Annotated in this window: 19 protein-coding genes; 9 read left to right on the top strand and 10 right to left on the bottom strand. The window is 43.2% G+C overall.

Annotated elements, in window-relative coordinates:
* Positions 1-833 precede the first annotated feature (833 nt).
* The 7 genes from VCA1004_RS11710 to yjjG all read left to right on the top strand — a co-directional run bounded on the left by VCA1004_RS11710 (position 834) and on the right by yjjG (position 10,383).
* The gene (locus VCA1004_RS11710; RefSeq protein WP_086981332.1) at positions 834-3,992 is read left to right on the top strand and encodes a chitinase C-terminal domain-containing protein; all 3,159 of its coding nucleotides are present in this window, start codon (positions 834-836) and stop codon (positions 3,990-3,992) included.
* A gap of 582 nt (positions 3,993-4,574) precedes the next feature.
* Positions 4,575-5,762, top strand: a complete 1,188-nt coding sequence (gene proV, locus VCA1004_RS11705; RefSeq protein WP_086981331.1) for a glycine betaine/L-proline ABC transporter ATP-binding protein ProV — start codon at positions 4,575-4,577, stop codon at positions 5,760-5,762.
* 5 nt (positions 5,763-5,767) lie between these two features.
* Entirely contained in the window at positions 5,768-6,856 is a 1,089-nt protein-coding gene (gene proW, locus VCA1004_RS11700; protein WP_086981330.1) for a glycine betaine/L-proline ABC transporter permease ProW, read from the top strand.
* 132 nt (positions 6,857-6,988) lie between these two features.
* Entirely contained in the window at positions 6,989-7,981 is a 993-nt protein-coding gene (gene proX, locus VCA1004_RS11695) for a glycine betaine/L-proline ABC transporter substrate-binding protein ProX (RefSeq protein WP_408646922.1), read from the top strand.
* A 95-nt stretch (positions 7,982-8,076) separates the two neighbouring features.
* A complete protein-coding gene (gene proX, locus VCA1004_RS11690) occupies positions 8,077-9,078 on the top strand; it encodes a glycine betaine/L-proline ABC transporter substrate-binding protein ProX (RefSeq protein WP_086981328.1) in 1,002 nt (333 codons plus the stop codon).
* A gap of 118 nt (positions 9,079-9,196) precedes the next feature.
* On the top strand, positions 9,197-9,688 hold the full coding sequence (locus VCA1004_RS11685) for a MarR family winged helix-turn-helix transcriptional regulator (protein WP_086981327.1): 492 nt from the start codon (positions 9,197-9,199) through the stop codon (positions 9,686-9,688).
* A 20-nt stretch (positions 9,689-9,708) separates the two neighbouring features.
* A complete protein-coding gene (gene yjjG, locus VCA1004_RS11680; RefSeq protein WP_086981326.1) occupies positions 9,709-10,383 on the top strand; it encodes a pyrimidine 5'-nucleotidase in 675 nt (224 codons plus the stop codon).
* Positions 10,384-10,515: 132 nt separating this feature from the next.
* Here yjjG and VCA1004_RS11675 read toward each other — a convergent pair whose 3' ends face one another.
* The 10 genes from VCA1004_RS11675 to VCA1004_RS11630 form a co-directional block, all read right to left on the bottom strand.
* Positions 10,516-11,514 carry a LacI family DNA-binding transcriptional regulator gene (locus VCA1004_RS11675; RefSeq protein ID WP_086981325.1) on the bottom strand — a complete coding sequence of 333 codons (999 nt, stop codon included), beginning with the start codon at positions 11,512-11,514 and terminating at the stop codon, positions 10,516-10,518.
* Between the two features lie 61 nt (positions 11,515-11,575).
* Positions 11,576-13,018 (bottom strand): 6-phospho-beta-glucosidase, encoded by a 1,443-nt coding sequence (locus tag VCA1004_RS11670; protein WP_086981324.1) that lies wholly within the window; start codon positions 13,016-13,018, stop codon positions 11,576-11,578.
* A 12-nt stretch (positions 13,019-13,030) separates the two neighbouring features.
* The gene (locus VCA1004_RS11665) at positions 13,031-14,902 is read right to left on the bottom strand and encodes a beta-glucoside-specific PTS transporter subunit IIABC (RefSeq protein WP_086981323.1); all 1,872 of its coding nucleotides are present in this window, start codon (positions 14,900-14,902) and stop codon (positions 13,031-13,033) included.
* Positions 14,903-15,352: 450 nt separating this feature from the next.
* The gene (locus tag VCA1004_RS11660; protein ID WP_086981322.1) at positions 15,353-15,760 is read right to left on the bottom strand and encodes a hypothetical protein; all 408 of its coding nucleotides are present in this window, start codon (positions 15,758-15,760) and stop codon (positions 15,353-15,355) included.
* A gap of 106 nt (positions 15,761-15,866) precedes the next feature.
* The gene (locus tag VCA1004_RS11655) at positions 15,867-16,199 is read right to left on the bottom strand and encodes a zinc ribbon domain-containing protein YjdM (protein ID WP_086981321.1); all 333 of its coding nucleotides are present in this window, start codon (positions 16,197-16,199) and stop codon (positions 15,867-15,869) included.
* 81 nt (positions 16,200-16,280) lie between these two features.
* Positions 16,281-16,532 carry a hypothetical protein gene (locus tag VCA1004_RS11650; RefSeq protein WP_086981320.1) on the bottom strand — a complete coding sequence of 84 codons (252 nt, stop codon included), beginning with the start codon at positions 16,530-16,532 and terminating at the stop codon, positions 16,281-16,283.
* Positions 16,529-17,053, bottom strand: a complete 525-nt coding sequence (locus VCA1004_RS11645; protein ID WP_164520875.1) for an AAA family ATPase — start codon at positions 17,051-17,053, stop codon at positions 16,529-16,531. Before VCA1004_RS11645 ends, VCA1004_RS11650 begins: the two co-directional genes overlap by 4 nt.
* A 238-nt stretch (positions 17,054-17,291) precedes the next feature.
* Positions 17,292-18,425 (bottom strand): glycine cleavage system aminomethyltransferase GcvT, encoded by a 1,134-nt coding sequence (gcvT, locus tag VCA1004_RS11640; protein ID WP_086981318.1) that lies wholly within the window; start codon positions 18,423-18,425, stop codon positions 17,292-17,294.
* A 41-nt stretch (positions 18,426-18,466) separates the two neighbouring features.
* A complete protein-coding gene (locus tag VCA1004_RS11635; protein WP_086981317.1) occupies positions 18,467-19,828 on the bottom strand; it encodes an alanine/glycine:cation symporter family protein in 1,362 nt (453 codons plus the stop codon).
* Positions 19,829-20,091: 263 nt separating this feature from the next.
* On the bottom strand, positions 20,092-20,682 hold the full coding sequence (locus VCA1004_RS11630) for a helix-turn-helix domain-containing protein (RefSeq protein WP_086981421.1): 591 nt from the start codon (positions 20,680-20,682) through the stop codon (positions 20,092-20,094).
* A gap of 662 nt (positions 20,683-21,344) precedes the next feature.
* Between VCA1004_RS11630 and gcvH the strand changes: the two genes are divergently transcribed.
* Positions 21,345-21,725 (top strand): glycine cleavage system protein GcvH, encoded by a 381-nt coding sequence (gene gcvH, locus VCA1004_RS11625; RefSeq protein ID WP_086981316.1) that lies wholly within the window; start codon positions 21,345-21,347, stop codon positions 21,723-21,725.
* Positions 21,726-22,056: 331 nt separating this feature from the next.
* Positions 22,057-24,936 (top strand): aminomethyl-transferring glycine dehydrogenase, encoded by a 2,880-nt coding sequence (gcvP, locus tag VCA1004_RS11620; RefSeq protein ID WP_086981315.1) that lies wholly within the window; start codon positions 22,057-22,059, stop codon positions 24,934-24,936.
* Positions 24,937-24,972 lie beyond the last annotated feature (36 nt).

Genomic DNA, 24,972 nt, shown 5'->3' with positions numbered 1-24,972 from the left:
TTGTGTCACCATTTTCACTGCAAAGAAACATTTATATCTGTGGTTATCCTTTCCAACAGATAGCGTCATATTCATCGCCTTCATGAATACCCTTATTTATTTAGAGGACTAATCATTAGCGATAAATTTAGCGCCATAAGAGTATAGATCTGCAAGAAAAATTCAACTAAAAATCGTTTTGAGTTCATAACATAACCATCACATCACGTAAGAAAACTGTGTAAAACATCACCAGAAAATTAATTTCAACTCTTTGATAACCAGAGTAAAAAAATCCAATTAACCCTATTCAATACCTTTGAAATACCACCTTTTCAGCGAGGTTATTTTCTTTTGATTTTTCTACAAGAACGAAGACACATGGTGATATTCAGTACATTTAGCCATCACTTATTCAGCAAATTTAAAATAACGAACACATTTTAACCACTTAATCACCGTTATTACCAAGCGAACAAAAAAAGACCAAGCCAAGGATTTTTTAGCGCATTTTCCTCATCACATTTTTTCCGGCAAGAAATATCATTTTGTTATCAAAGTAAGCCGTTGAATAATCCAAGGACATAACGCTCTTCGACTGATTAAACACTTTCTCCTTGTCATTCTTGGCGGCAATCGTTCTGTCAAAATAAGTCAAAAAGCGCCCTTGTTTACACCCCATCACTCTGCTTTGCATAACATTCAGCTATTTTTTCGACTCACTATCGAATTATCACAAAATCCCAAAGTGTATAAGAGCAACTCATCTACAGTTATTTTTTAGAAGAATGAAAGCTCTTTAACCCGAAAAATTTATTTTTCACTTTTATTACAACACGTTAAGGAAAACCATTATGGCTATTAGTAAACATGGAATTGCCAGAAATGCCTTTAAGTTAAGCGCGGTAACAGCTTCTTGTCTTATGGCGTTTAATAGTTATGCAGCTGTAGATTGCAACACATTAACGGCTTGGGATGCTAATAAGGTGTACACCGGAGGACAAAAAGTCCAGCAAGAGGGCAACGCTTATAGTGCGAAGTATTGGACACAAGGTAATAGCCCAAAAGAGGCCGGAGAATGGGGTGCTTGGGCACTTGTCGACACTTGCAGTACCGATATCGTTACCAATGAGGTCCCCACCGTAGAGCTCACTTCACCAACAACCTCAACCTCAATAACCGAGGGTGATGTGGTGACATTAACCGCGAATGCTGCCGATTCTGATGGCAGTGTAGCCCGTGTCGATTTCTTAATCGATGGAACTATCATTGCCCAAGCTACCAGCACACCTTATTCAACAACTTGGACAGCCACTTCTGGCTCACACACTTTTAGTTCTATTGCTTATGATGACCAAGGTGCCAATAGTACAACCAGCTCCGTTTCTCTCGAAGTCCAAGCGAATCAAAATGGTAACCAAGCACCAAGTGTGTCAGTCGCGCTATCAAGTAACAGCGTTACCCTAGGTGAAATAGTGACCTTAACGGCAAGTGCCACCGATTCTGATGGCACAATAGATAAAGTCGATTTCTATGTCGCAGGTACCTTGGTTGGTACAGTGGCTTCTACTCCTTACACGCTTAATTACACCACCACTCAAACAGGCTCGCTGTCTGTGATAGCCAAAGCGACCGATAATAAAGGTGCAACGACACAATCAACCGCTGCCAGCTTACAAGTCACCAGCGATAATCCCATCACTGCAACCTGCCATCCTGATGGGTTGTATCAAACCGAAGGCGTCAATGTCCCTTATTGTGATGTTTATGATGAAGAGGGCCGTGAAATCATGGGCGCAGATCATCCTCGCCGTGTGATTGGTTACTTTACGAGTTGGCGTGCCGGTGACGATCCTCAAGCGGCGTACTTAGTAAAAGACATCCCATGGCAACAACTCACTCACATTAACTATGCCTTCGTCAGTATTGGCTCGGATGGCAAAGTGAATATTGGGGATGTTAACGATCCTGAAAACCCCGCAGTGGGTAAAACCTGGCCGGGTGTCGATGTCGATCCTGAGCTTGGTTTTCAAGGACATTTTGGCGCACTGGCCACTTACAAAAAGCGTTATGGTGTGAAAACATTAATTTCAATCGGTGGCTGGGCTGAGACTGGTGGCCACTTTGCTACCGATGGGTCACGTATTAATGATGGTGGCTTCTACACCATGACCACTAATGCTGATAGTTCTATCAATTATGCGGCGATTGAAAAGTTCGCCGATTCTGCGGTAGAGCTTATCCGTCAATACCAATTCGATGGCATTGATATCGATTATGAATACCCAACCTCCATGGCTGGTGCGGGTAACCCACTTGATAAAGAGATTATGGAGCCACGCCGTGCGCATCTTTGGGCTTCTTATCAAGTCTTAATGAAAATGTTACGTGAAAAAATCGATAAAGCATCTGCGCAAGATGGCGAATACTATATGCTCACCATTGCGGCTCCGTCTTCTGGCTACTTGCTTCGTGGTATGGAAACTTTTGATGTCACTCAATACCTCGATTACGTCAATATCATGACTTACGATTTACATGGGGCGTGGAACGATCATGTCGGGCACAACGCTGCCTTGTATGATACGGGCAAAGACTCCGAATTGGCGCAATGGAATGTATATGGCACCGCAGCTTACGGCGGGATTGGTTATCTCAATACTGACTGGGCATATCACTACTTCCGCGGCTCAATGCCTGCAGGTCGCATTAACATCGGCGTGCCCTATTATACCCGTGGCTGGCAAGGGGTGACTGGAGGCGAGCATGGTTTATGGGGTAAAGCCGCATTACCGAATCAATCCGAATGTGCTGATGGCACAGGTGAAGGAGAAAAAAACAATTGTGGCAATGGAGCCATTGGTATCGACAACATGTGGCATGATACCGACCCCAAAGGCAATGAAATGGGGGCTGGCTCTAACCCGATGTGGCATGCCAAAAACTTAGAGCAAGGTATTTGGGGCTCTTACGCCGCCGCGTATGGATTGCAACCCGACACCGACCCATCCGATGTCTTAACTGGTACCTATACCCGCTATTATGATGAGGTAGCGGTTGCGCCTTGGCTGTGGAATAACGAGAAAAAAGTCTTCTTATCCACCGAAGATAAACAATCAATCACCACCAAAGCCCAATATGTCATTGACCAAGGCATAGGCGGCATCATGTTCTGGGAATTGGCAGGCGACTACAGTTGTTACCTTTTAGATGCCAGTGGCAACCGCACCACCATCGATACGAGCGAACAAGCCTGTGCCTCTGGTAACGGTGAATATCACATGGGTAACACCATGACCAAAGCCATCTACGATGAGTTTAAATCGGCTCCCCCTTATGGCAACAAAGTCGCAACCGGAACGATGCCAGAACAAGTGGTGGATATTTTGGTCAATATTTCCGGCTTTAAAGTCGGCGCTCAAAACTATCCTATCAACCCAAAAATCACCTTTACTAACCATACAGGTCAAGACATTCCTGGCGGCACGGAATTCCAATTCGATATTCCGACCTCTGCGCCAGATAATGCCAAAGATCAATCTGGTGGTGGATTAACGGTGATTAACTCAGGCCACACCCGTGCTGACAATATCGGTGGCCTTGACGGTGTTATGCATCGCGTCGCCTTTACTTTGCCAACTTGGAAAGCGTTACCAGCAGGTGAAAGTTATGAGCTCGACATGGTGTACTACCTGCCCATTTCAGGTCCAGCGAATTACACCGTCAACATCCATGGTGTCGATTACGGCTTTAAGTTTGAGCACCCAGAACGACCCGTTGCAGATATCGATAACAACACTGGTAACGGTGATAACGGTAATGGTGATACTACTTGTCATGCTGATGGCCTAGTCACCTACCCAGACTTTCCGCAAAAAGACTGGGCCGGTAACCCAAGCCATGCTAATCAAGGTGACAAAGTCATTCATGATGGTGTCATTTATCAAGCAAATTGGTGGACGTCTGCAAAACCGGGGAACAATGCTGATTGGACCGAGGTATGTTCTTTATAAATCGGTAAAGCTTATATTGTTGAAGCGATCGCTTGGTCAGTGATATGAATAATTTTGTGATATCCAGGATTTAATCACATTGAGCAGGTAATTCGCTGGTTTATTAACCTATTAATCACAATTAAGTCCTGATTACACTCAACATAAAGCGCACTTCTTGGTTGCATGAAGTGCGCTTTTTTTGTCCGTTAAAATCATCCTTGATAATCATGAGTCTCACCAAGTCACCACTTTAAGGTGGCGATTATTTCACCGCACTTCATCGAGATCATCAACGGCGCTTTCAACCTGAAAACATACTATGCAGAAATAATATTCCGCTATTATTCTCACCAAAACCCCACAACAATCCATTAACAGCTAACCCCTCCAAAATCCATTACACATCAAACAATTAAGACTAATTCTACACTTAATTAAAATATAGAAATTCACTTACAAAACAACTAAATATCAATTCAACCTCAAGGTGTGAGCCAAATCTAACTTTTGCAATTTCCTTAAAAATTGTTTAGGGTACTAAACAATTTACAAAGCGCTGTTGTTTTAGTTTTGTAAAAAAGTAGCCAAGGAAGCTAAATAATGACTACCAAATTAGAAGTAAAAAACCTCTATAAAGTCTTTGGGGAAACTCCCGAAGATGCTTTCCCGTTAATCGAAAAAGGTCTTGAAAAAGACGAAATTTTTGAAAAAACCGGCCTTACCGTCGGGGTAAAAGATGTCTCTCTTTCAATCAATGAAGGTGAAATTTTCGTCATCATGGGGCTGTCAGGCTCTGGTAAATCGACACTAGTTCGCTTACTTAACCGTTTGATTGAACCGACCAAAGGCCATGTGTATTTGAATGGCAAAGACATTGCGGTAATTTCACCAGAAGAACTCCGTAGTGTACGCCGTAATAACATCAGTATGGTTTTCCAAAACTTCGCATTAATGCCTCACATGAGCGTGATAGAAAACGCTGCTTTTGGCTTGGAACTGTCCGGCGTTGATTTGGATAAGCGTAATGATGCTGCCCGCCAAGCTCTCACTCGAGTCGGGCTGGAAAGCCAATGTGATTCTTATCCTGATGAACTCTCTGGGGGGATGAAGCAGCGGGTTGGGTTGGCGCGAGCATTAGCCACCGACCCAGACATTCTGTTGATGGACGAGGCTTTCTCTGCACTCGATCCTTTAATCCGTACCGAAATGCAAGATGAGCTGATTCGTCTGCAAAACGATGATCGCCGCACCATTGTATTTATTTCTCACGACTTAGATGAAGCAATGCGAATTGGGGATCGTATTGCGATTATGCAAAACGGTATTGTGGTTCAAGTCGGTACGCCTGATGAAATTTTACAAAACCCAGCGAACGATTATGTCGCATCTTTCTTTAGTGGCGTGAATGTCGCCGATGTGTATTCGGCTAAAGATATTGCACGTAAGAAACCTGCCGCGGTATTTAAAAAAGGGGAAACTGATGGCCCAGCCGCTGCGTTACAAATTCTCTCGGATCAAGACCGCGATTACGGTGTAGTGGTAGATAAAGCCAATAAATACTCCGGTATCGTGTCGCAAGATTCTCTCAAAGCAGCTTATAAAGAAAAACGTCCTCTTAGCAGCGCCTTGCTAGAAGGCACCATTTCTTTAGATGCGGATACACCGGTTAGTGAACTGATCAGCAAAGTGGCCGAAGTCCCGTATGCGGTGCCTGTGGTCTCCAATGATAGTTCTTATCATGGTGTGATCACCAAAACCCGCCTGCTTCAAACTTTAGATAGAGAGTAATCATTATGACGACAGAAACAACCGTAAGTGCAGCACAGACTGCCGATCCGTGGGCTTCAGCCGCCGCAACAACATCAAACGATCCATGGTCAACCGCCAGTTCGGCTGACAGTGCAAGTTCATGGCTCAGTAATACCCCAACGCAACCCGTTGAGCACAGTATTAATTGGTCGCATCCGTTTAAAGATGCGGTGATCCCTTTCGATCACTGGGTAGAAACCAGCTTAAATTGGTTAGTGGCACATGGCCGCCCAATTTTCCAAGCAATTCGAGTGCCGATCGACTTTATTTTAACGTCATTTCAAACAGCGTTGGTTTCCACGCCTTCACTGATCATGATCGCTATCTTAGTCTTAATTGCTTGGCAGTTAGCCGGCAAAAAAATGGGGATCGCAACCCTTGCTTCACTTGCGGTGATCGGACTGATCGGCGCTTGGTCAGAAGCGATGGTGACCTTAGCCTTAGTATTAACTTCGGTGTTCTTCTGCCTCTTAATAGGGCTACCGATGGGGATTTGGCTCGCCCGCAGTGACTCAGCAGCCAAAATTATTCGCCCTATTTTAGATGCGATGCAAACCACGCCAGCCTTTGTGTATTTAGTACCCATCGTCATGCTATTTGGTATCGGTAACGTACCAGGCGTAGTTGTGACCATTATTTTCGCCTTGCCACCGATTGTCCGTTTAACCATTTTAGGTATTCAGCAAGTACCGGAAGAATTGATCGAAGCCGGTCACTCATTTGGTGCCAGCCCGAAACAAATGCTGTATCGCATTCAGCTTCCTTTGGCAACACCAACGATTATGGCCGGGGTTAACCAAACCTTAATGCTATCGCTTTCTATGGTCGTAATTGCCTCGATGATTGCCGTAGGCGGTTTAGGTCAAATGGTGTTACGTGGTATCGGGCGTCTTGATATGGGTCTTGCTGCGGTCGGCGGTTTAGGGATCGTGATTTTAGCCATCTTATTAGATCGTTTAACTCAAACCATTGGTATTTCAGCGCGAGACAAGAAAACCAAATGGTATGAAAGCGGCCCGGCGTCACTGGTTTATAAACTCATTAAGCCCAAAGCCAAAGCAGCGGTTAACTAAGCTTAACCGAACACAACCAATCTTGTAGGGGGCCTTGCGCCTCCTTCGAATGACCACAGATCACATCACTCGAATGTCATCTCGAATTCGAAAAGAAACGACACAACAGGAGAAATGATGAATACAACACGGATGAAAACCTTTTTTAGTACCACCTTATTGGCTTCAGCCACCTCATTTGCCGTCCATGCAGACAGCTTACCGGGTGAAGGCGTGAGTGTACAACCCGTTCAATCTACCGTCGCCGAAGAGACCTTTCAAACCTTGTTGGTTGATAAAGCGCTCGAAAAACTGGGATACGATGTCCAGCCAATAAAAGAAGTCGATTACAACGTTGGCTACACTTCTATTGCCAACGGAGATGCCACTTTCCTCGCAGTTAACTGGGCTCCGTTGCATGACGATAAATACAAACAAGCCGGTGGCGATGCAAAATTCTATCGTGAAGGGACTTATATTACCGGTGCCGCTCAAGGTTATTTAATTGACAAGAAAACCGCTGACCAATACGGCATCACCAATATTGGCCAATTAAAAGATCCTAAGCTTGCCAAACTGTTTGATACCAATGATAACGGTAAAGCCGATTTAACCGGTTGTAACCCAGGTTGGGGCTGTGAAGCCGTAGTGAACCACCAGCTAAAAGAGTTTGGCCTAGAAGACACCATAGATAACAACCAAGGTAACTATGCCGCGATCATCGCCGACACCATTTCACGTTACAAAAATGGCGAGTCGATCTTGTACTACACCTGGACTCCTTATTGGGTTAGTGGCGTCTTAGTTCCGGGTAAAGACGTGGTGTGGTTAGAAGTGCCGCATTCATCATTACCTGGTGATCGCGCCGATGTCGATACCACGCTACCTAATGGTAAAAACTACGGTTTCCAAATGAATAACATGCACATTATTGCCAATAAAAAGTTTGCGGAAGAAAACCCAGCTGCAGCGAAATTATTTGCCATCATGAAGCTCAATATCAATGACATCAGTGCAGAAAACTTAATGATGCAAAAAGGCCAAAATAAGCCTGCCGATATTGAAGCGCATGCCGATGCATGGATTAAAGCTCACCAGAAGCAATTTGATAGCTGGATTGAACAAGCTAAAGCAGCAGCTAAATAACGCTACGTTTATCACAGTTGAATCCCTTTCCTTCAAAGCTGCCCATTGCGGCAGCTTTTTTCTTTAATAACAATTCAAATAAATAAGAGTTAGCGATGAAAACCATCACCAAAACATTATACTTATCGGCTTTAACCAGTTGCACACTGTCTTTATCCCTTCAAGCCAATGAACTGCCGGGAAAAGGCATCACCGTACAACCCGTTCAATCCACCATTGCTGAAGAAACGTTCCAAACCTTGTTAGTCAACAAAGCCATGGAACAACTTGGGTATACGGTCAAACCAACTCAAGAAGTGGATTACAACGTGGCCTACACTTCCATTGCCAATGGTGACGCCACTTACCTTGCCGTCAATTGGGACCCACAGCAAAAAGACAAATACCAGCTTGGGGGCGGTGATGATAAGTTCTACCGTGAAGGTATTTATGTGAACAATGCCGCCCAAGGGTATTTAATTGATAAGAAAACCGCAGATAAATATCACATCAATAATCTTGGCCAATTAAAAGACCCTAAAATTGCCAAATTATTTGATTCAGATGGTGATGGCAAAGCAGATCTCACTGGCGGAGAACCGGGCTGGACAACGGAATCAATCATCAATCACCAAATCCAAGCCTATGGCCTGCAAGATACCGTCACCCAACGCCAAGGTAGTTATTCAGCCTTAATTGCCGATACCATTTCGCGTTATAAAAATGGCGAATCCGTACTGTACTATACCTGGACGCCTTATTGGGTCAGCAGCATTTTAATTCCGGGTAAAGATGTCGTGTGGCTACAAGTGCCTTTCTCTGCCATGCCAAAAGGCTTGCAACAAGATACCGCCCTTCCCAATGGCAACAACTACGGCTTCCAAATTAACACCATGCGCATCGTCGCCAATAAGCAGTTCGCTCAAGATAACCCCGCAGCGGCAAAACTGTTCTCCATCATGAAACTCGACATTGGTGATATTAGCCAACAAAACATGATGATGCGTAAAGGTCAAAATAAACCTGAAGATATCGAAGCTCATGCCAATGCTTGGATAAAATCCCATCAAAAACAATTTGATAGCTGGGTTAATCAAGCAAAATCAGTTATAAAGTAAAGACCACTCATAGAGCATAAACCAAGCGGCAGGCTGACTGTCGCTTTTCTACAAATTAATCCTTTTACAACATGAGGAATTATTGTATTTTCCTGCTCTCAAACACAGGGGCAATTATATGGATAAACACGAAGAAGTCTTGATCGCCATTCGACAAATCATTCGCGCGATCGATTTACACTCACGACAACTCAATAAAGAACTTGGTTTAACCGGCCCACAATTGCTAATCATGCGTTCAATTCGTGATTCTGGTGAAGTAACGATTCGACAGATTTCAATCAATACCAATATGAGTCAAGCAACGGCTACAACGATTATTGACCGTATTGAAAAGCGTGGCCTCGTTGAACGTCGCCGCAGTCAATTAGATAAACGCAAAGTACACGCCTACTTAACCGAAGAAGGCGCGGCACTGCTTGCTAAAGCACCTTTGCCATTGCAAGATCACTTTATTCAACGTTTTCAAAATTTAGAAAGTTGGGAACAATCCTTATTACTTTCTTCTGTACAACGCATTTCAACCATGATGAACGCCGCCGATCTGGATGTTGCCCCCTTACTTGAAGTGGGTAATATTGCCCATCATCAAGGCACACCAAGCAGCTAATAACGTTAAGTGAGATTTCAATGAAGTACGAATGGATTTTCTTCGACGCCGACGAAACATTATTTCATTTTGATGCCTTTCAAGGTATGCAACTGATGTTTAAGAGAAAAGGAATCACTTTCACTGAGCAAGATTTTGCTGACTATCAGGCAATTAATAAACCATTATGGGTCGACTATCAAAATGGTGACATCAGCGCCGAACAGCTAAAACACATTCGCTTTGAAGGTTGGGCCAATAAGCTCGGCACCACGCCATCAGAATTAAACTCAGCCTTCTTAGAGGCGATGGCCGACATCTGTTCGGTATTGCCGGGAGCTAAAGAGTTAATGGAAGCCATTGCCGGAAAAGCCAAAGTCGGCATCATCACCAATGGTTTTACTGATTTGCAAGAAATTCGCCTTGCTCGCACCGGCATGGATAAATACGTCGAACAAGTGATCATTTCAGAGCAAGTGGGTATCGCCAAACCCGATACCATCATCTTTGAACACGCCTTAAACCGCGTAGGTAATCCATGTAAATCCAAAGTGTTAATGGTGGGAGATAACCTGCATTCCGACATCTTAGGCGGGCTGAATTCCGGCCTAGAAACCTGTTGGTTAAACTCTCACGGCGCAACCGCCACAGATGGAATAACCCCGCATTATACGGTCAGTTCATTAAGTGAGTTACAAGCTATTTTACTGGCTTAAACTTACGGTCCTAACTCTACAAATTGCGATGTTAATATTAAAAAGAGCGACTGAGAGTCTCGGTGAGGTTCTCAGTTTATATTTGGTTATAAACTGAGAATTGCAGCGTTTAAAAAGAAGTGCTATCTATTATCAAGCTTTTGATGTCACTGAATCTCTAATAATAAGAGAACCTTTCGTGCAAATCTGCTCAGCCTTTGAGTGTTCACCGAGTAACGTTAATATACCCTTTTGAATCATCTTCTCTAAAGGAATACTGACTGAAGTTAAGCTCGGTGTTAAAAATGCGCCCATTTTACTATTATCAAAACCGGCGATTGAAATATCTTTAGGCAAATTAAATCCAAGCTCTACAAAGGCTTTCATCGCACCTAATGCCATATCATCATTCCCTGCTAATACCGCACTAAAATGAGCGCCGCTATTCACTAATTGTTTTGCTGCTTGGTAGCCACTCTCAGAGGTCCATTGTGCGGAAATAACAAGCTCAGGATTAATCGAAATATCGTGTGATAGTAATGCATCTTGATAAGCTTGTAAGCGTTGGATACCCGTTGATGAGTCCGCAAGACCTGAAATAAAAGCAATATCTTGGTGGCCTTGATCTATTATATGCTCCATCATTAAGGAGGCATTTTTATAATGATCTGTCGTGATGCAATAACCAGAATCTGCGGTAAGATCACGATTTAAAATAACAATAGGTATCGAGGTTGAGTCTCTAATTTCTTTTAAATCTTTTTCTGTCAGATACTTAGGGTAAACAATAATTCCAGCGCACTTCATATCAAGTAAAAAGTTGATCGCATTTTTTTCATCTCTCGCACTGTGCTTACCATCGGCCATCACAAGCTGACGACCATGTTGCTCACTAAATGAAGCGGCATAATAAACAAGAGATGAAAAATAAGGGCCATCATACAAAGCATTGGTAACAACAAAACCGATAAAATTAGTCTTCTGGTTCGCCAATTGCTGGGCTAAAAGATTGGGACGATAACCCGTTTCTTCTATGGCTTTAAATACTTTCTCTGCCACTTCTCGGCGAACAATATTTTTACCGTTCAGTACTCTCGAAACAGTGGATTTAGAAACACCAGCTTTTTGAGCCACATCACGCATGGTTACCATTTGTTTATTCCTTTGACCTAAAATAAATTAGCCGGTCTCAAAACCGGCTAATTGGGTCATATTAAAGCGTCTCTCCATTTGACGCAATCACGTCTTTATACCAATTAAAAGACTTTTTACGTGAACGCTCTAATGTCCCAGATCCATCATTATGCTTATCAACATAAATAAATCCGTAGCGTTTTTTCATTTCACCTGTCGTGAATGATACTAGATCAATACAGCCCCAAGGGGTATATCCCATAAGTTCAACCCCATCTAAAGTGACGGCTTTTTTCATTTCTTGAATATGGGAACGTAAATAATCTATACGGTAATCATCATTAATTTCGCCGTTATTTTCCACAACATCAACAGCACCAAATCCATTTTCTACAATAAACAACGGAGCCTCATAACGCTCATATAACGACGTCAAACAATAACGTAAACCAACTGGATCGACAGGCCAGCCCCAGTCACTTGCCGTAATATAAGGGTTCACTACCGAATTAACATGACTCCCATCGACACTTTCAGCCACAGATCGCGTTGACGTTGAGTCTACTGTGTTTGACATGTAATAGCTGAAACCTAAATAGTCACACTTACCCTCTTGTAAGATTTTTTCATCTTCTGGCTCAATTTGAATATGATAGCCTTTCTGCTTCCATTCCGTTAAAGCGTAGCTAGGATAATGCCCCCTCATCATAACATCTGAGAAATAATAGCGATCACGCATAGCAATTTGTGCAGTCATTACATCATCAGGTTTCGAGGAATATGGATAAAATGGCACCATTGCGCACATCGAACCCATTAATAAATTTGGATTTAAGTCATGCGCTTGTTTTACAACTAAAGCACTGGCGACAAATTGATGATGTACCGCTTGATACATTGCTTCTTCTGGACGTTCTTTTTGAGAAAATTTCACCCCAGAGCACATCCAACCAAAAATATCAGTGGATACATTCTTTTGGTTATTGATTTCATTAAAAGTCATCCAATACTTTACTTTATGTTGATAACGCTTAATAACCGTCATGGAATATTTAACAAAATAATCAATGACTTTTCTACTCATCCAGCCATCATATTTTTCCGCTAAATAATAAGGCATTTCAAAATGACTCAACGTAATGACGGGTTCAATTCCATATTTCAATAACTCATCAAAAAGATCATCATAAAACTGCAAACCTGCCTCACAAGGTTCTTGCTCATCACCATTAGGAAATATGCGTGTCCAAGCAATACTGGTTCTAAAACATTTGAATCCCATCTCTGCAAATAACTTAATATCTTGCTTATAACGATGGTAAAAATCGATCGCGACCTGATTTGGATAATTTTCACCATCGATCACACCATCGGTGATCTGTCTTTGTACGCCATGTTGTCCTGCGGTTAAAACATCAACAACACTGATACCTTTCCCATCAAGATTCCAACCACCTTCAAGCTGATGAGCCGCAACCGCACCACCCCATAAAAAATCTTCTGAAAAATAATTCTTGTTCATATAATCTCCTTATTACGACATTTGGATTATTGGTTGGCCCATTTGTACAAATGGGTAAGATTTAAAGTCTAATTGGAATTCATCACTGTTGAGGACAATAAATGGAGTAGTAAGATCATACCCAGCCTCTTCAATCGCAGCCTTATCAAACTTAATTAATGCCTCACCTGCTTTAACTTCTTGCCCTAATGTCACTAGTGTTTCGAAATATTGACCTTTTAGGTTTACCGTATCTAATCCAACATGAATTAACAGTTCAGCCCCATTACGACAAGTGAGTCCAATCGCGTGCTGACTATCGATAACCGAGGACACCACGGCATCACAAGGTGCAAATACCTGACCATCACGAGGTTGAAATGCCACACCATCACCGAGAAGTTTTTGAGCAAAACTTGCATCATTAACGGATTCTAAAGAAACCATCGCTCCATTTATTGGACTACTGAGTCCCAAGTCTTTCACCATCTTAGTTGTGGCAGTTCCTTCAGCAGGATGCTCTGAAGAAGTAACAGCTGCTTCTTTAGGGTCTTCAAAGCCTACGATATAAACCAACCCAAATGTCACAACAATAGTGGTTATCACACCGATTAACTCACCAATAAATGAGCTACTATTTTCAAGGCTAATAGCATTCATTATGGTTAGTAGTCCCGGTAAACCAGCATACGCGTAGTAATAGCTTCCAAATAAACTCGCTACAACAGCTCCAATAGCTCCGCCTATACAACCGCAGATGAATGGTTTTTTCAGCCTTAAAGTCACCCCATATAACGTCGGTTCTGTAATACCAAAGATTGCAGTCACCCCAGCAGAAAATGACGTGGTTTTGAATTTTTTATTTCTAGATTTAAATCCAACAGCAAACGCTGCAGCCATTTGGGCCACGACGGCCATTGTTTGAAATGCTTGAAAGGAATCTCGCCCATAGAGATCAAAGTTTGCGACAATCACAGGAGTAATCCCCCAATGAACCCCAAAAATAACGATAACTTGCCAAATACCACCAATTAATGCAGCCGCAATTGCAGGTGAGGTTTCAAATAGCCAATTATAACCATTGGCAATTCCAACCGCTGCTCCATTACTTATTGGTCCAATCAAAATAAGAGTCACTGGCACCATAATCACCATACAGACCAATGGGGTAAATAATTCACTCACAACATCAGGAATAATTTTCTTCGCGTACTTTTCAACATAAGATAGTCCCCAAACCATAAAAATAGGCGGTAAAACTGAAGAGGTATATATTGTTTGAGCTAAAGAAAATCCGAATAAAGTAATTTCTTCCCCATTTGCAATTCTTGTTGCCATTGCCGCCCAATCAGGATTAATTAAGGCACAACTGCATAATACTGCGATAAAAGGAGAGCAGTTAAAATGCTTAGCAGCGGTTATTGCAATAAAAACAGGTAAAAATACAAATGGCGTCCAAGACATAAAATTAAAAATAGCAAAGGTACCTAAAGAGGTGACTTCAGGATAAAAATACTTGGTAATAATTAATATCCCTTGTAATAAACCTGCTGCAGCGAGTACAAAAACAATGGGCGCAAATATGGCGGACATTGATCCAATAACCGCATCAACAATTCTAATTTTATGGTCACTATCAATAAGTTTCTCGTCGACGATACCTGACAAAGCCTCATACACATCAGAAACATGTGTACCAATCACAACTTGAAACTGCCCCCCGCTTTGTACAACCGTAATAACCCCAGGCATTTGTTTTATCTTAGATTCTGCATCTAATGGTACTTCTTTTAAAACCAAACGCAGACGAGTCGCACACCGAGTAAAACTCACAATATTTTGTTCATTACCAACTGCAACTAAAATGTCTTTCGCAAGTTGATGATAATTTCTTATTTTTTTCATTTCATCGTCCTTCCCATTTTCGTTTCCCCTTCATCACTCTGAAACCGATTTCAGAATAGGCACGAAGAACACCCTCTGCAACCGGTTTCAGGTAAAAACGTGCAGAATGTATCATTTTTTATTTCTTATAAAACAAATAAAAATTTGCTTTTTATACGTTATTTGTTTGTTTTTAATAAAAATTAAATGACTCTATTTATTTTTAGAACCACAAATATAATTCAAATTTTTATTGTTCTAAGAAGGATGATATTGTTAAAGCGATATTCATTGAATCAGAACAATAACATTATTGCTCGCTAAAAATTCACTTATATTCAATGGAATTTAGGTAGGCAATAAAGAAATTAATAAGGCTGCAAGTAGAAACCCACAGCCTATTTCATTTATTGGGAAAAATTAGGATAAATCAGTATTCTTACTATTAGATGTTTTTACTGATGAAAAACGTTACTTTTTCTTGCTCAATTTGACCAAGGTTTCATGCCAGGCAGTATTACCATCTCGCTTAGAAACATCGTACTCAGCACAGAACTGAGAAATGGTCATATTGCTATCGCCCGTGGCCAGTTTTAATGCCAATTGTACTTGTTGCAGTTTGCCTTGTAAGCGGAGTACTTGCCCAGCATTAGGATTCTTTTCTTTCGCATATTTTAGCGCAGCGTGTTTACGCTCTGCCGCCCCCGCTCTGCGATCAGCTTCAGCCAATAAGTATTTTAGTTGTGCGACACTTTTGCCCTTTTTAAACGCAGGATCAAGCAGTTCAACGCATTCATCAAATGATGGATTCACTACGTAAGGATCAATTTTCTGAGCTTGTTGACGCATCCACTTTAATGCGAGTTCTTCATCGGACATAACGGAATCTTTTCAAAAAATGGCTTAGTATGGTATCGCTCAATCATGAAGGGTTGCAATCAAAAGTTAACAATCACAGGGCATGCTCATTTCACAACCAGCACAATTAGGCTTTCTTAACGTATTTTGCCGACACCATCATGTCGCCCGCACCGACTAACTTACAATCCAGTTCATGATCTTTGCCTTCCACAATACGGCGAATTGAACCTTTAGTCCCAATTTTCAATACTTGTGAAGTACCGGTCACTTTCAGGTCTTTAATCAGAGTAATTTTATCGCCCTCTTGCAGCGGCGTCCCATTGGTATCACGAGCAACAAAAACATTCTCAAGCTCTTCTTGAGGATTCCACTCATAAGCACATTCTGGGCAAATCAATTGCGCCTGATCTTGGTACACATATTCCGACTGACAATTTGGACAAGCAGGTAAAGACATGGTTTTCCTTAATAATTAAAATGAAACAATAGGTTATATAATGAGTGCTCACATATTTCACTCACTCAAGCAGCGAATCAATTACTTTAATGATTCAAAAGCCTGTTGAATAAAGCCAATCAACTTACGCAAGCGTTGTGGCTGATTTAAGCAATACACTTTCGGTACACGTATTAAACCACAACCCGCAATCGCAGCGTAAACGAGTGAACGGCGTGTGCATTCGTGAAATCGTCGTCGCGGCGACACGTCAAACCATGTAGCCACCACATGAATATATAACGATAAATAAACCAGTGGGCGAGGTAGGGTTGCTGGTTTATTTCGACTCATTTTGTCATCCTCTCCGACAAAATAAATTGTACCCTCTCTTGAACTGAGGCCTTAGGTACTTCCAGCAAGTCATAACCGAGTTCTTGATAAACTTGCTTCATCATTTCATAGGTAGCAACCGCGGTGGAAAAATCTTGTTTTCTCTCACGATCATTAACGTAAATTTCTTGCCATGGCGGGAAGATAAAAACTTGCTTCGAATAACGATATGTTTTGCAGCAATGTATAATTTCATCGGCAATTGGCAAGCTCTCGAGCTTTGAATAACCATAACTATCCACTATGCCTCGATCAAAAAATACAGCTTGTGGTGAGTCTTTATAGTGATGATACAAGCGTTGATCTTCTCGTAGCATCGCATCTCTAAATTTAACTTTATCTGCCCAAGGTAAAGCATCGCCACCTTCCGTCAGTTGCTGTTGAATCACCGCACGTCCCGATTCTGGAGCACAAACATGCCCTAAGCGTTTAAGCTCAGTAATAACGGATGATTTGCCAGAGCCAGGTCCACCCGTGAACACATAATAAGCTAATGATTTTATCGTTAACCCTTTTGAAGACTAAGTATTAATTGAGATAAAAAAGAAATAGAAAATAGAAAATAGAAAATAGAAAATAGAAAATAGAAAAAGATAAGAAATGAAAAAAGAGATAAAAGAAGAGCTACTTGTAGCAGCAGAGATGATTTTAATTGAAGCAAGAAAAAACGCCAGCACGAATAGAAGACATCAGTGCTGGCGGAGAGAGTTAAACTCTTAATTACACGCCACGATAATAACGCTGCGGGACAAACGGCATTTTTTCTACCGTCATCGGCAATTTCTTACCACGCACATCGGCGAAAATTTCACTACCAATTGTAGCAAATTCAGTCGCCACATACGCCATCGAGATCGGTTTGCCCGCTGTCGGGCCTGCGGTGCCACTGGTGACAATGCCGATTTCGTTATCGTTAGCATCAAACAATTTGCAGCCTTCACGTACGGGCGCTTTGGTTTGACCCACTAACCCTACACGCTTACGTGACACCTCTTTGGTTACGATTTGCGTTAAGATGATATCGGCTCCAGGGAAACCGCCAGCACGCTCACCGTCGGAGCGGCGTGGTTTGCTAAGCGCCCATAATAAGCTCGCTTCTACAGGTGTCGTGGTGGTATCAAGATCATGGCCATATAAACATAAGCCGCATTCTAAACGTAGCGAGTCACGTGCCCCGAGCCCAATCCATTCAACTTCTTCACACTCGGTAAGCTTATTTGCAAGTGCCACAGCATGTTGATTAGGAACGGAAATTTCATAGCCATCTTCACCGGTATAACCCGAACGACTAACAATGCATTCAATGCCGTCGATGTCGAGCACTTGTATATCCATAAATAACATAGCGGCGACATCCGGTTGAAAACGTGCCAACACCTCCGAGGCTTTCGGGCCTTGCAATGCAAGTAAAGCGCGATCATCAATCACTTCTAATTCCACCTCGTGCGGCAAATGAGCTTGTAAGTGAGCAATGTCTTGCGCTTTACAAGCCGCATTAACTACTACAAACAGATAATCACCAAGGTTAGCCACCATGAGATCATCCATGATGCCGCCTTGCTCATTCGTAAAGAATGCATAACGCTGCTTGCCCGATGGCAGATCAATGATATCGACAGGCACTAATGCCTCTAACGCAGCAGCGGCCCCTTCACCTTTTAGGCGCAGTTGCCCCATGTGTGAAACATCAAAAAGACCAGCAGCCTCACGAGTATGCAAGTGCTCTTTTTTCACGCCAAGTGGGTACTGAACGGGCATGTTATAACCCGCAAATGGCACCATTTTTGCGCCCGCTTCAACATGAACGTCATACAGCGGGGTATTAAGCAAAGTTTGTGTCGATTGTTCTGTCATTTATCCTCCATCAGGCTTGCGCCGTCATAACAGATGTACAACTAGTCTGTTGCATCTTTAATCGTGACATCTTTTCCAGCGAAAAAGTCACGGGTAAGTTTAAACACTACTGGGCTGAGCAAGACCAAAGCAATCAAGTTTGGAATTGCCATCATGGCATTCATGGTATCGGCCAGTAGCCAAATAAAGTTAAGTGAACTCATCGCGCCCACTGGAACGGCTAACACCCACACAATGCGAAACGGTTTAATCGCTTTGGCACCAAATAGGAATTGCACACATTTTTCACAATAAAAACTCCACCCCAAAATGGTGGTGAAAGCAAAAATGGCTAAAGCGATAGCAACAATCACATGACCAAACGAGAAAGTGCCAGCAAAAGCGCTTGAGGTTAATGTCGCCCCAGTTTCGCCGGATACCCACTCACCAGATAAAATGATGGCAAAACCAGTAATAGAACACACAATAATGGTATCGATAAAAGTGCCTAGCATCGCCACTAAACCTTGCTTTACTGGGTTCTTCGTTTTTGCTGCCGCATGGGCAATCGGTGCTGACCCTAAACCAGCTTCGTTAGAAAATACCCCACGCGCCACACCAAAACGAATCGCGGCCCATACGGCTGCGCCAGCAAAACCACCTTGTGCAGCCACAGGGCTAAAGGCACTTTCAAGGATCAAAGCAAACGCCGCTGGAATATCACTAATATGGGCAATCACCACACCCAAACCCGCCACAATGTAAAACAGGGCCATAATAGGAACTAACTTGCCAGCAACATCCGAAATACGTTTGATCCCGCCAACTAATACCAAGCCCACCAAAATCATCAACACAATGCCGGTAATCACTGGAGAAATACCAAAATTACTGCTTAAAGCATCCGCTACTGAGTTCGCTTGTACTCCGTTCCCAATACCAAAACCTGCAACGGCACCAAAAATCGCAAATAATGTGCCAAGCCATGCCCACTTTTTCGATAAACCATTTTTGATGTAATACATTGGACCACCAACGTAATTACCATTTTCATCCTTTTCACGGTAGGTCACCGCACACACCGCTTCGGAATATTTAGTCGCCATTCCCACTAAGGCGGTACACCACATCCAAAACAACGCTCCCGGTCCTCCGAGTGCGATGGCAGTCGCAACACCTGCGATATTTCCGGTTCCAATCGTGGCAGAAAGTGAGGTCATCAAGGCATTAAAAGGGGTAATATCTCCTTGTGATGAGCTACTGCGGCCACTCCATAATAATTTAAACCCTTGCGGTAATTTTAAAATCGGCATGAATCTTAAACCGAGCATCAAAAACAGCCCGACCCCTAAGATCATCACCAACATTGGGACACCCCAAACCACCCCGTTAATTGCTGAAACTAAATGAGTTAATGCTTCCATGTGAAGTCCTTTTCTTTATGATTGTTATTCAACCATGCTTCAAAGTTGAGTCGAACTCTTACTCAAAACATAAATAGAACCAGAGACATGCAAAAACTGCTCCATAGCGCATGTTCTGAATAACTTCATCATAAGCATGAAAAATCATCACACCCAGTTTCAATTGCAAAAATGTGAAAACACCCTCGAATTGATAACAAACATTCAACAAATCCTATCTTTTTTGTCGGCCACTTTTTGATAAGCCGTTTTTTATAACGAGATTATTTCGCGGTTACCCATAAAATCAGCGCATCTTCTTCACTGACGGAAATTAAGGTATGCCCCATACTGGCATCGTAATACACACTGTCGCCCTGTTTTAGTTCAACCGGTTGATAAAATTCAGAATAAAAACGAACATCACCTTCAAGTACCAGCAAAAACTCTTCACCATCATGGCGAATCCAATCTTGGTAATCCTCAAAACAACGTGAACGAATGCGGCTTTTAAACGGCACCATTTTTTTATTAGATAATTGAGTCGCGAGCAATTCATGTTCATAAGTCGTGGTTGGGTGTGGCTTACCTTCCCCAGCACGGGTAATGTCTCTGCGCCCGACGGCACTGGGCTGTTTTGGCGGCTCAAAAATTTGTGGGATCGGCATATCCAACCCGGTTGCGAGCTTTTGTAACGCTTGAAACGTAGGTGAGATTTGCTCATTCTCAATTTTAGATAACGTGGAACGCGCTAACCCGGTACGCTTACTGGCTTCTTCCAAGGTCAAGCCCATTTGTAAACGGATATCTTTTAAACGCTGACCAAGATTAAGTGGTGTGAGAGATTGGTCTGGATCGTCCGATTGAAAATTCATGGGTTGCGTATTTGTTAATAAATTGCTTTTGTTTTTAGCTTCTAAATTCACCGACATCCCCTATCGTATGCTATCCCTATCCACAATGATTGACTGCTAATCCATTCTTTAGGTTGCTTAACTCTGTTAATTGGCAATTGAGTGTTATTTTTCTTTTTTCGCTCAAAGTTACTAATTACACCAAAGCAAACGATTGCTTTCTGCATCTTACCTATTCAAAGTGACAGATTAAAGGGAAACCATTTCCTAAAAGGTGCGGTAGATAACAAAAATGGAAATCTTGTTTCTTATAGGAAACTTTTGGTTGAATAATCAACTTATGAAAAGTATGTTAATAGAATCTTATTTGGGGTGGCTGAGGATTTTCCATGTCACACCAAGCCACAAGACGGCTAACCCGCTAACGATTAGCTTAACGGTTGGCACTTAATAATGGCGATTTTTTGGAATTTCACACTCAATGATTTTACCCAAAGTCATTGGAGTTGCATCGAAGCGGCTAGCGCGCCTATATGATTGAGGCAATCAATGCCGTCGAAAAAGAGGCAACTTAATACCAAGGGTATAAACTGGAAAATGCTTTCGTTTTTTAAGCCCACAAGCAAACGATTGCGTAGCCACTCATTGATTAGAACAACTTTCTCTTTTTAGGAGTAAACAGAATGGACATGACTCTAAAATTTACCACTAGCCACGAATGGGTTCGCGATAACGGCGATGGCACTGTCACCATTGGCATTTCTGAACATGCACAAGAAATGTTGGGCGATGTGGTGTTTGTTGATCTACCAGAAGTGGGTGACACCATTGATGCAGGCGATAGCTTTTCTCTTGTTGAGTCGGTAAAAGCAGCGTCTGACATTTATGCTCCTGTTACTGGCGAAATTGTTGAAATCAACGAAGAACTAGAAGACAGCCCTGAATTGATTAATAGCGAGTCATACGAAGGTGGCTGGATTGTCAAAGTGAAGCTAGACGATCCTTCTGAATTAAACGATCTACAAGATGCAGAAGAGTATCTTGCGAGTATTGAAGAAGATTAAAAGATAGGTGCGAGTACGCTTCGCTCCGAGTTTCGAGAAAAAGCAAACTAATTGATAACAATTGAAAACGTCATCCTGAAAAGTGACGTAGGAGCGCTGTTTAGGATCTCATAAAGCATTGAGATCCAGCAAAGGATTGAGAGTCAGCACCTTAGGAGATTCCGACTCTTCTCGCTTAGGCTCATGTATGGAATGACAGCTTTTTTAGAAACTCGTGGCTAGGCCGCTTCGCTACTCGTCACTCGAGAAACGAACAGCGTAGCGCCCGAGAACCTATCACCGCCTACAAAGTCAGCCATTCGCTGGCTTTTCATTTAGTTCAGGTAACACTATGACAAATCTAATCAATGAGTTAAGTAACAGCCAAGAGTTTATCGGCCGTCACAATGGCCCAAGCCACACCGAGCAACAAGCCATGCTCGACATCATTAATTCACTCAGTGAGAGCAAAGCGGATTCTCTTGATCACTTAATCGAACAAACCGTTCCCGCTAAAATCCGCTTAGACAATGCCATGTCACTCGATGCGCCGATGAGCGAAGCGGACATGCTCGCCAAAATCAAAACCTTTGCAGACATGAATACCGTGCAACGCACCTTCATTGGCCAAGGTTATTACAACAATTTCACGCCCAACGTCATCTTACGTAACGTGCTTGAAAACCCAGGTTGGTACACGGCTTATACCCCTTATCAGCCAGAGATTTCACAAGGTCGTTTGGAGTCCTTGTTGAATTATCAACAAATGGTGATCGACCTAACCGGAATGGACATTGCCAACGCCTCACTGCTGGATGAAGCCACGGCGGCCGGTGAAGCAATGACGCTGTGCAAACGTGCCGGCAAGAGTAAAAGTAATGTCTTCTTTGTGGCAGATGATGTACACCCACAAACCATCGAAGTCGTGAAAACCCGAGCAGAATTTATCGGCTTTGAGGTACTGGTTGGCGACATGGACAGCCTGCCGCAACAAGACGTATTTGGTGCGCTCTTGCAATATCCAAGCACCACGGGTGAAGTGCGTGATTTAACCGACATTATTGCCGCAGCCCAAGCCAATAAAACATTGGTCACCGTCGCAACCGACCTACTCGCTTCAACCTTGTTAAAACCTGCGGGTGAAATGGGCGCGGATGTGGTGATTGGCTCTGCGCAACGTTTCGGTGTGCCTATGGGTTACGGTGGCCCACACGCAGCATTTATGGCAACACGTGAAAAACACAAACGTACGATGCCGGGCCGCGTGATTGGTGTCTCAATTGACAGCAAAGGCAATCAGGCCCTTCGTATGGCGATGCAAACTCGTGAGCAACATATTCGCCGCGAAAAAGCCACCTCCAACATTTGTACTGCGCAAGCGCTGCTCGCCAACATGGCCTCGTTCTACGCGGTATATCATGGCGCACAAGGGTTACGAACTATTGCTCGTCGTACCCATCATTTTACGGCTATTTTAGCAGCGGGCTTAACCTCTGCCGGCTACAAACTGGTGCATGAGACTTTCTTTGATACCATTACCATTGATAGCCAAGAGCAAACTGAGCATTTATACCAAGCCGCACAACAAGCCGGCATTAACCTACGTAAATTCGACGATAAGATTGGTATCAGCCTTGATGAAACCACCAAAGCCGAAGACATGACCGCGCTGTTTGCAATCTTCTCCATCGAAGGAAGTGTTGATGCGTATTCAAGCGACATCGCCGCTAACGAATTTGCAGCCATTCCAGTGGCTTGCCAACGCACCTCCGAATTTTTAACTCACCCGGTCTTCAATACCTACCGCAGCGAAACCCAAATGATGCGCTACTTGAAGAAACTGGAAAACAAAGATTTCTCATTAACCCACGGCATGATCCCACTGGGTAGCTGTACGATGAAACTCAATGCCGCCGCAGAAATGATCCCGATCACTTGGCCTGAGTTTGGTTCCATCCACCCATTCGCGCCTATGGAGCAAGCCACCGGCTACACGGCCCTTGCTGATTCATTGAAAAAGCAATTATGTGAAATCACCGGCTATGATGAATTTTCATTGCAACCTAACTCAGGTGCTTCTGGTGAATATGCTGGCTTGATCGCGATTCAACGCTATCACCAAAGCCGTGGCGAAGGTCATCGTAATGTGTGTTTGATCCCAAGTTCGGCACACGGCACTAACCCAGCCACCGCCTCCATGGTTTCAATGAAAGTCGTGGTCGTGATGTGTGATGAATACGGCAACATTGACTTGCAAGATCTGGCGGCGAAAATCGACAAACACCACAGCCACCTTTCCAGCATTATGATCACCTACCCATCGACTCACGGTGTGTATGAAGAACAAGTGCAAAAAGTATGTGACATGGTGCATGCTGCTGGCGGTCAAGTTTACTTAGATGGTGCAAACATGAACGCACAAGTTGGCTTAACCAACCCCGGCGTGATTGGCGGTGATGTATCGCACTTAAACCTACACAAAACTTTCTGTATTCCACATGGCGGCGGCGGCCCAGGCATGGGACCAATTGGTGTGAAATCGCATCTTGCACCTTTCCTACCAGGACACATTCAAAATGGCGTTATCGGCAAAGACTACGCTGTATCAGCGGCGGATCTAGGTAGTGCCTCTATTCTGCCAATCTCATGGGCTTACATCACCATGATGGGCGGCCAAGGGCTCACCGAAGCCACCAAGATTGCGATTTTAAATGCCAACTACATCATGGAACGCCTGCGTCCTCACTACCCAGTGCTGTACCGTGGTCACAACGGTCGCGTAGCGCATGAATGTATTATTGACATTCGCCCACTCAAAGAAGCAACCGGCATCAGCGAAGAAGACATTGCTAAGCGTTTAATGGACTACGGTTTCCACGCGCCAACCATGTCATTCCCAGTTGCCGGCACATTAATGGTCGAGCCAACCGAGTCTGAAGACAAAGCCGAACTCGACCGCTTCTGTGACGCCATGATCGCAATTCGCCAAGAGATGGACAAAGTACAACAAGGTGAATGGCCACTCGACAATAACCCGTTGGTGAACGCACCACACACCCAAGTTGATTTAATGAGTGCCAAATGGGATCACCCATACACTCGTGAAGAGGCTTGCTTCCCATCAGCACAAGCGAAAGCTGCCAAATACTGGCCAACCGTCAACCGTGTCGATAACGTCTACGGTGACCGAAACCTAGTGTGCTCTTGCCCAAGTATTGAGAATTATCAATAAGGGTTTAAGGGAAAATAAAATGAGAAAAAGTGAGCA

The sequence above is a fragment of the Vibrio aphrogenes genome (assembly GCF_002157735.2).
In the GTDB taxonomy this organism is placed as follows: Bacteria; Pseudomonadota; Gammaproteobacteria; order Enterobacterales; family Vibrionaceae; genus Vibrio; species Vibrio aphrogenes.
The sequence above is the reverse complement of the archived record's forward strand: the minus strand, read 5'-3'. Positions and strand labels throughout refer to the sequence as shown.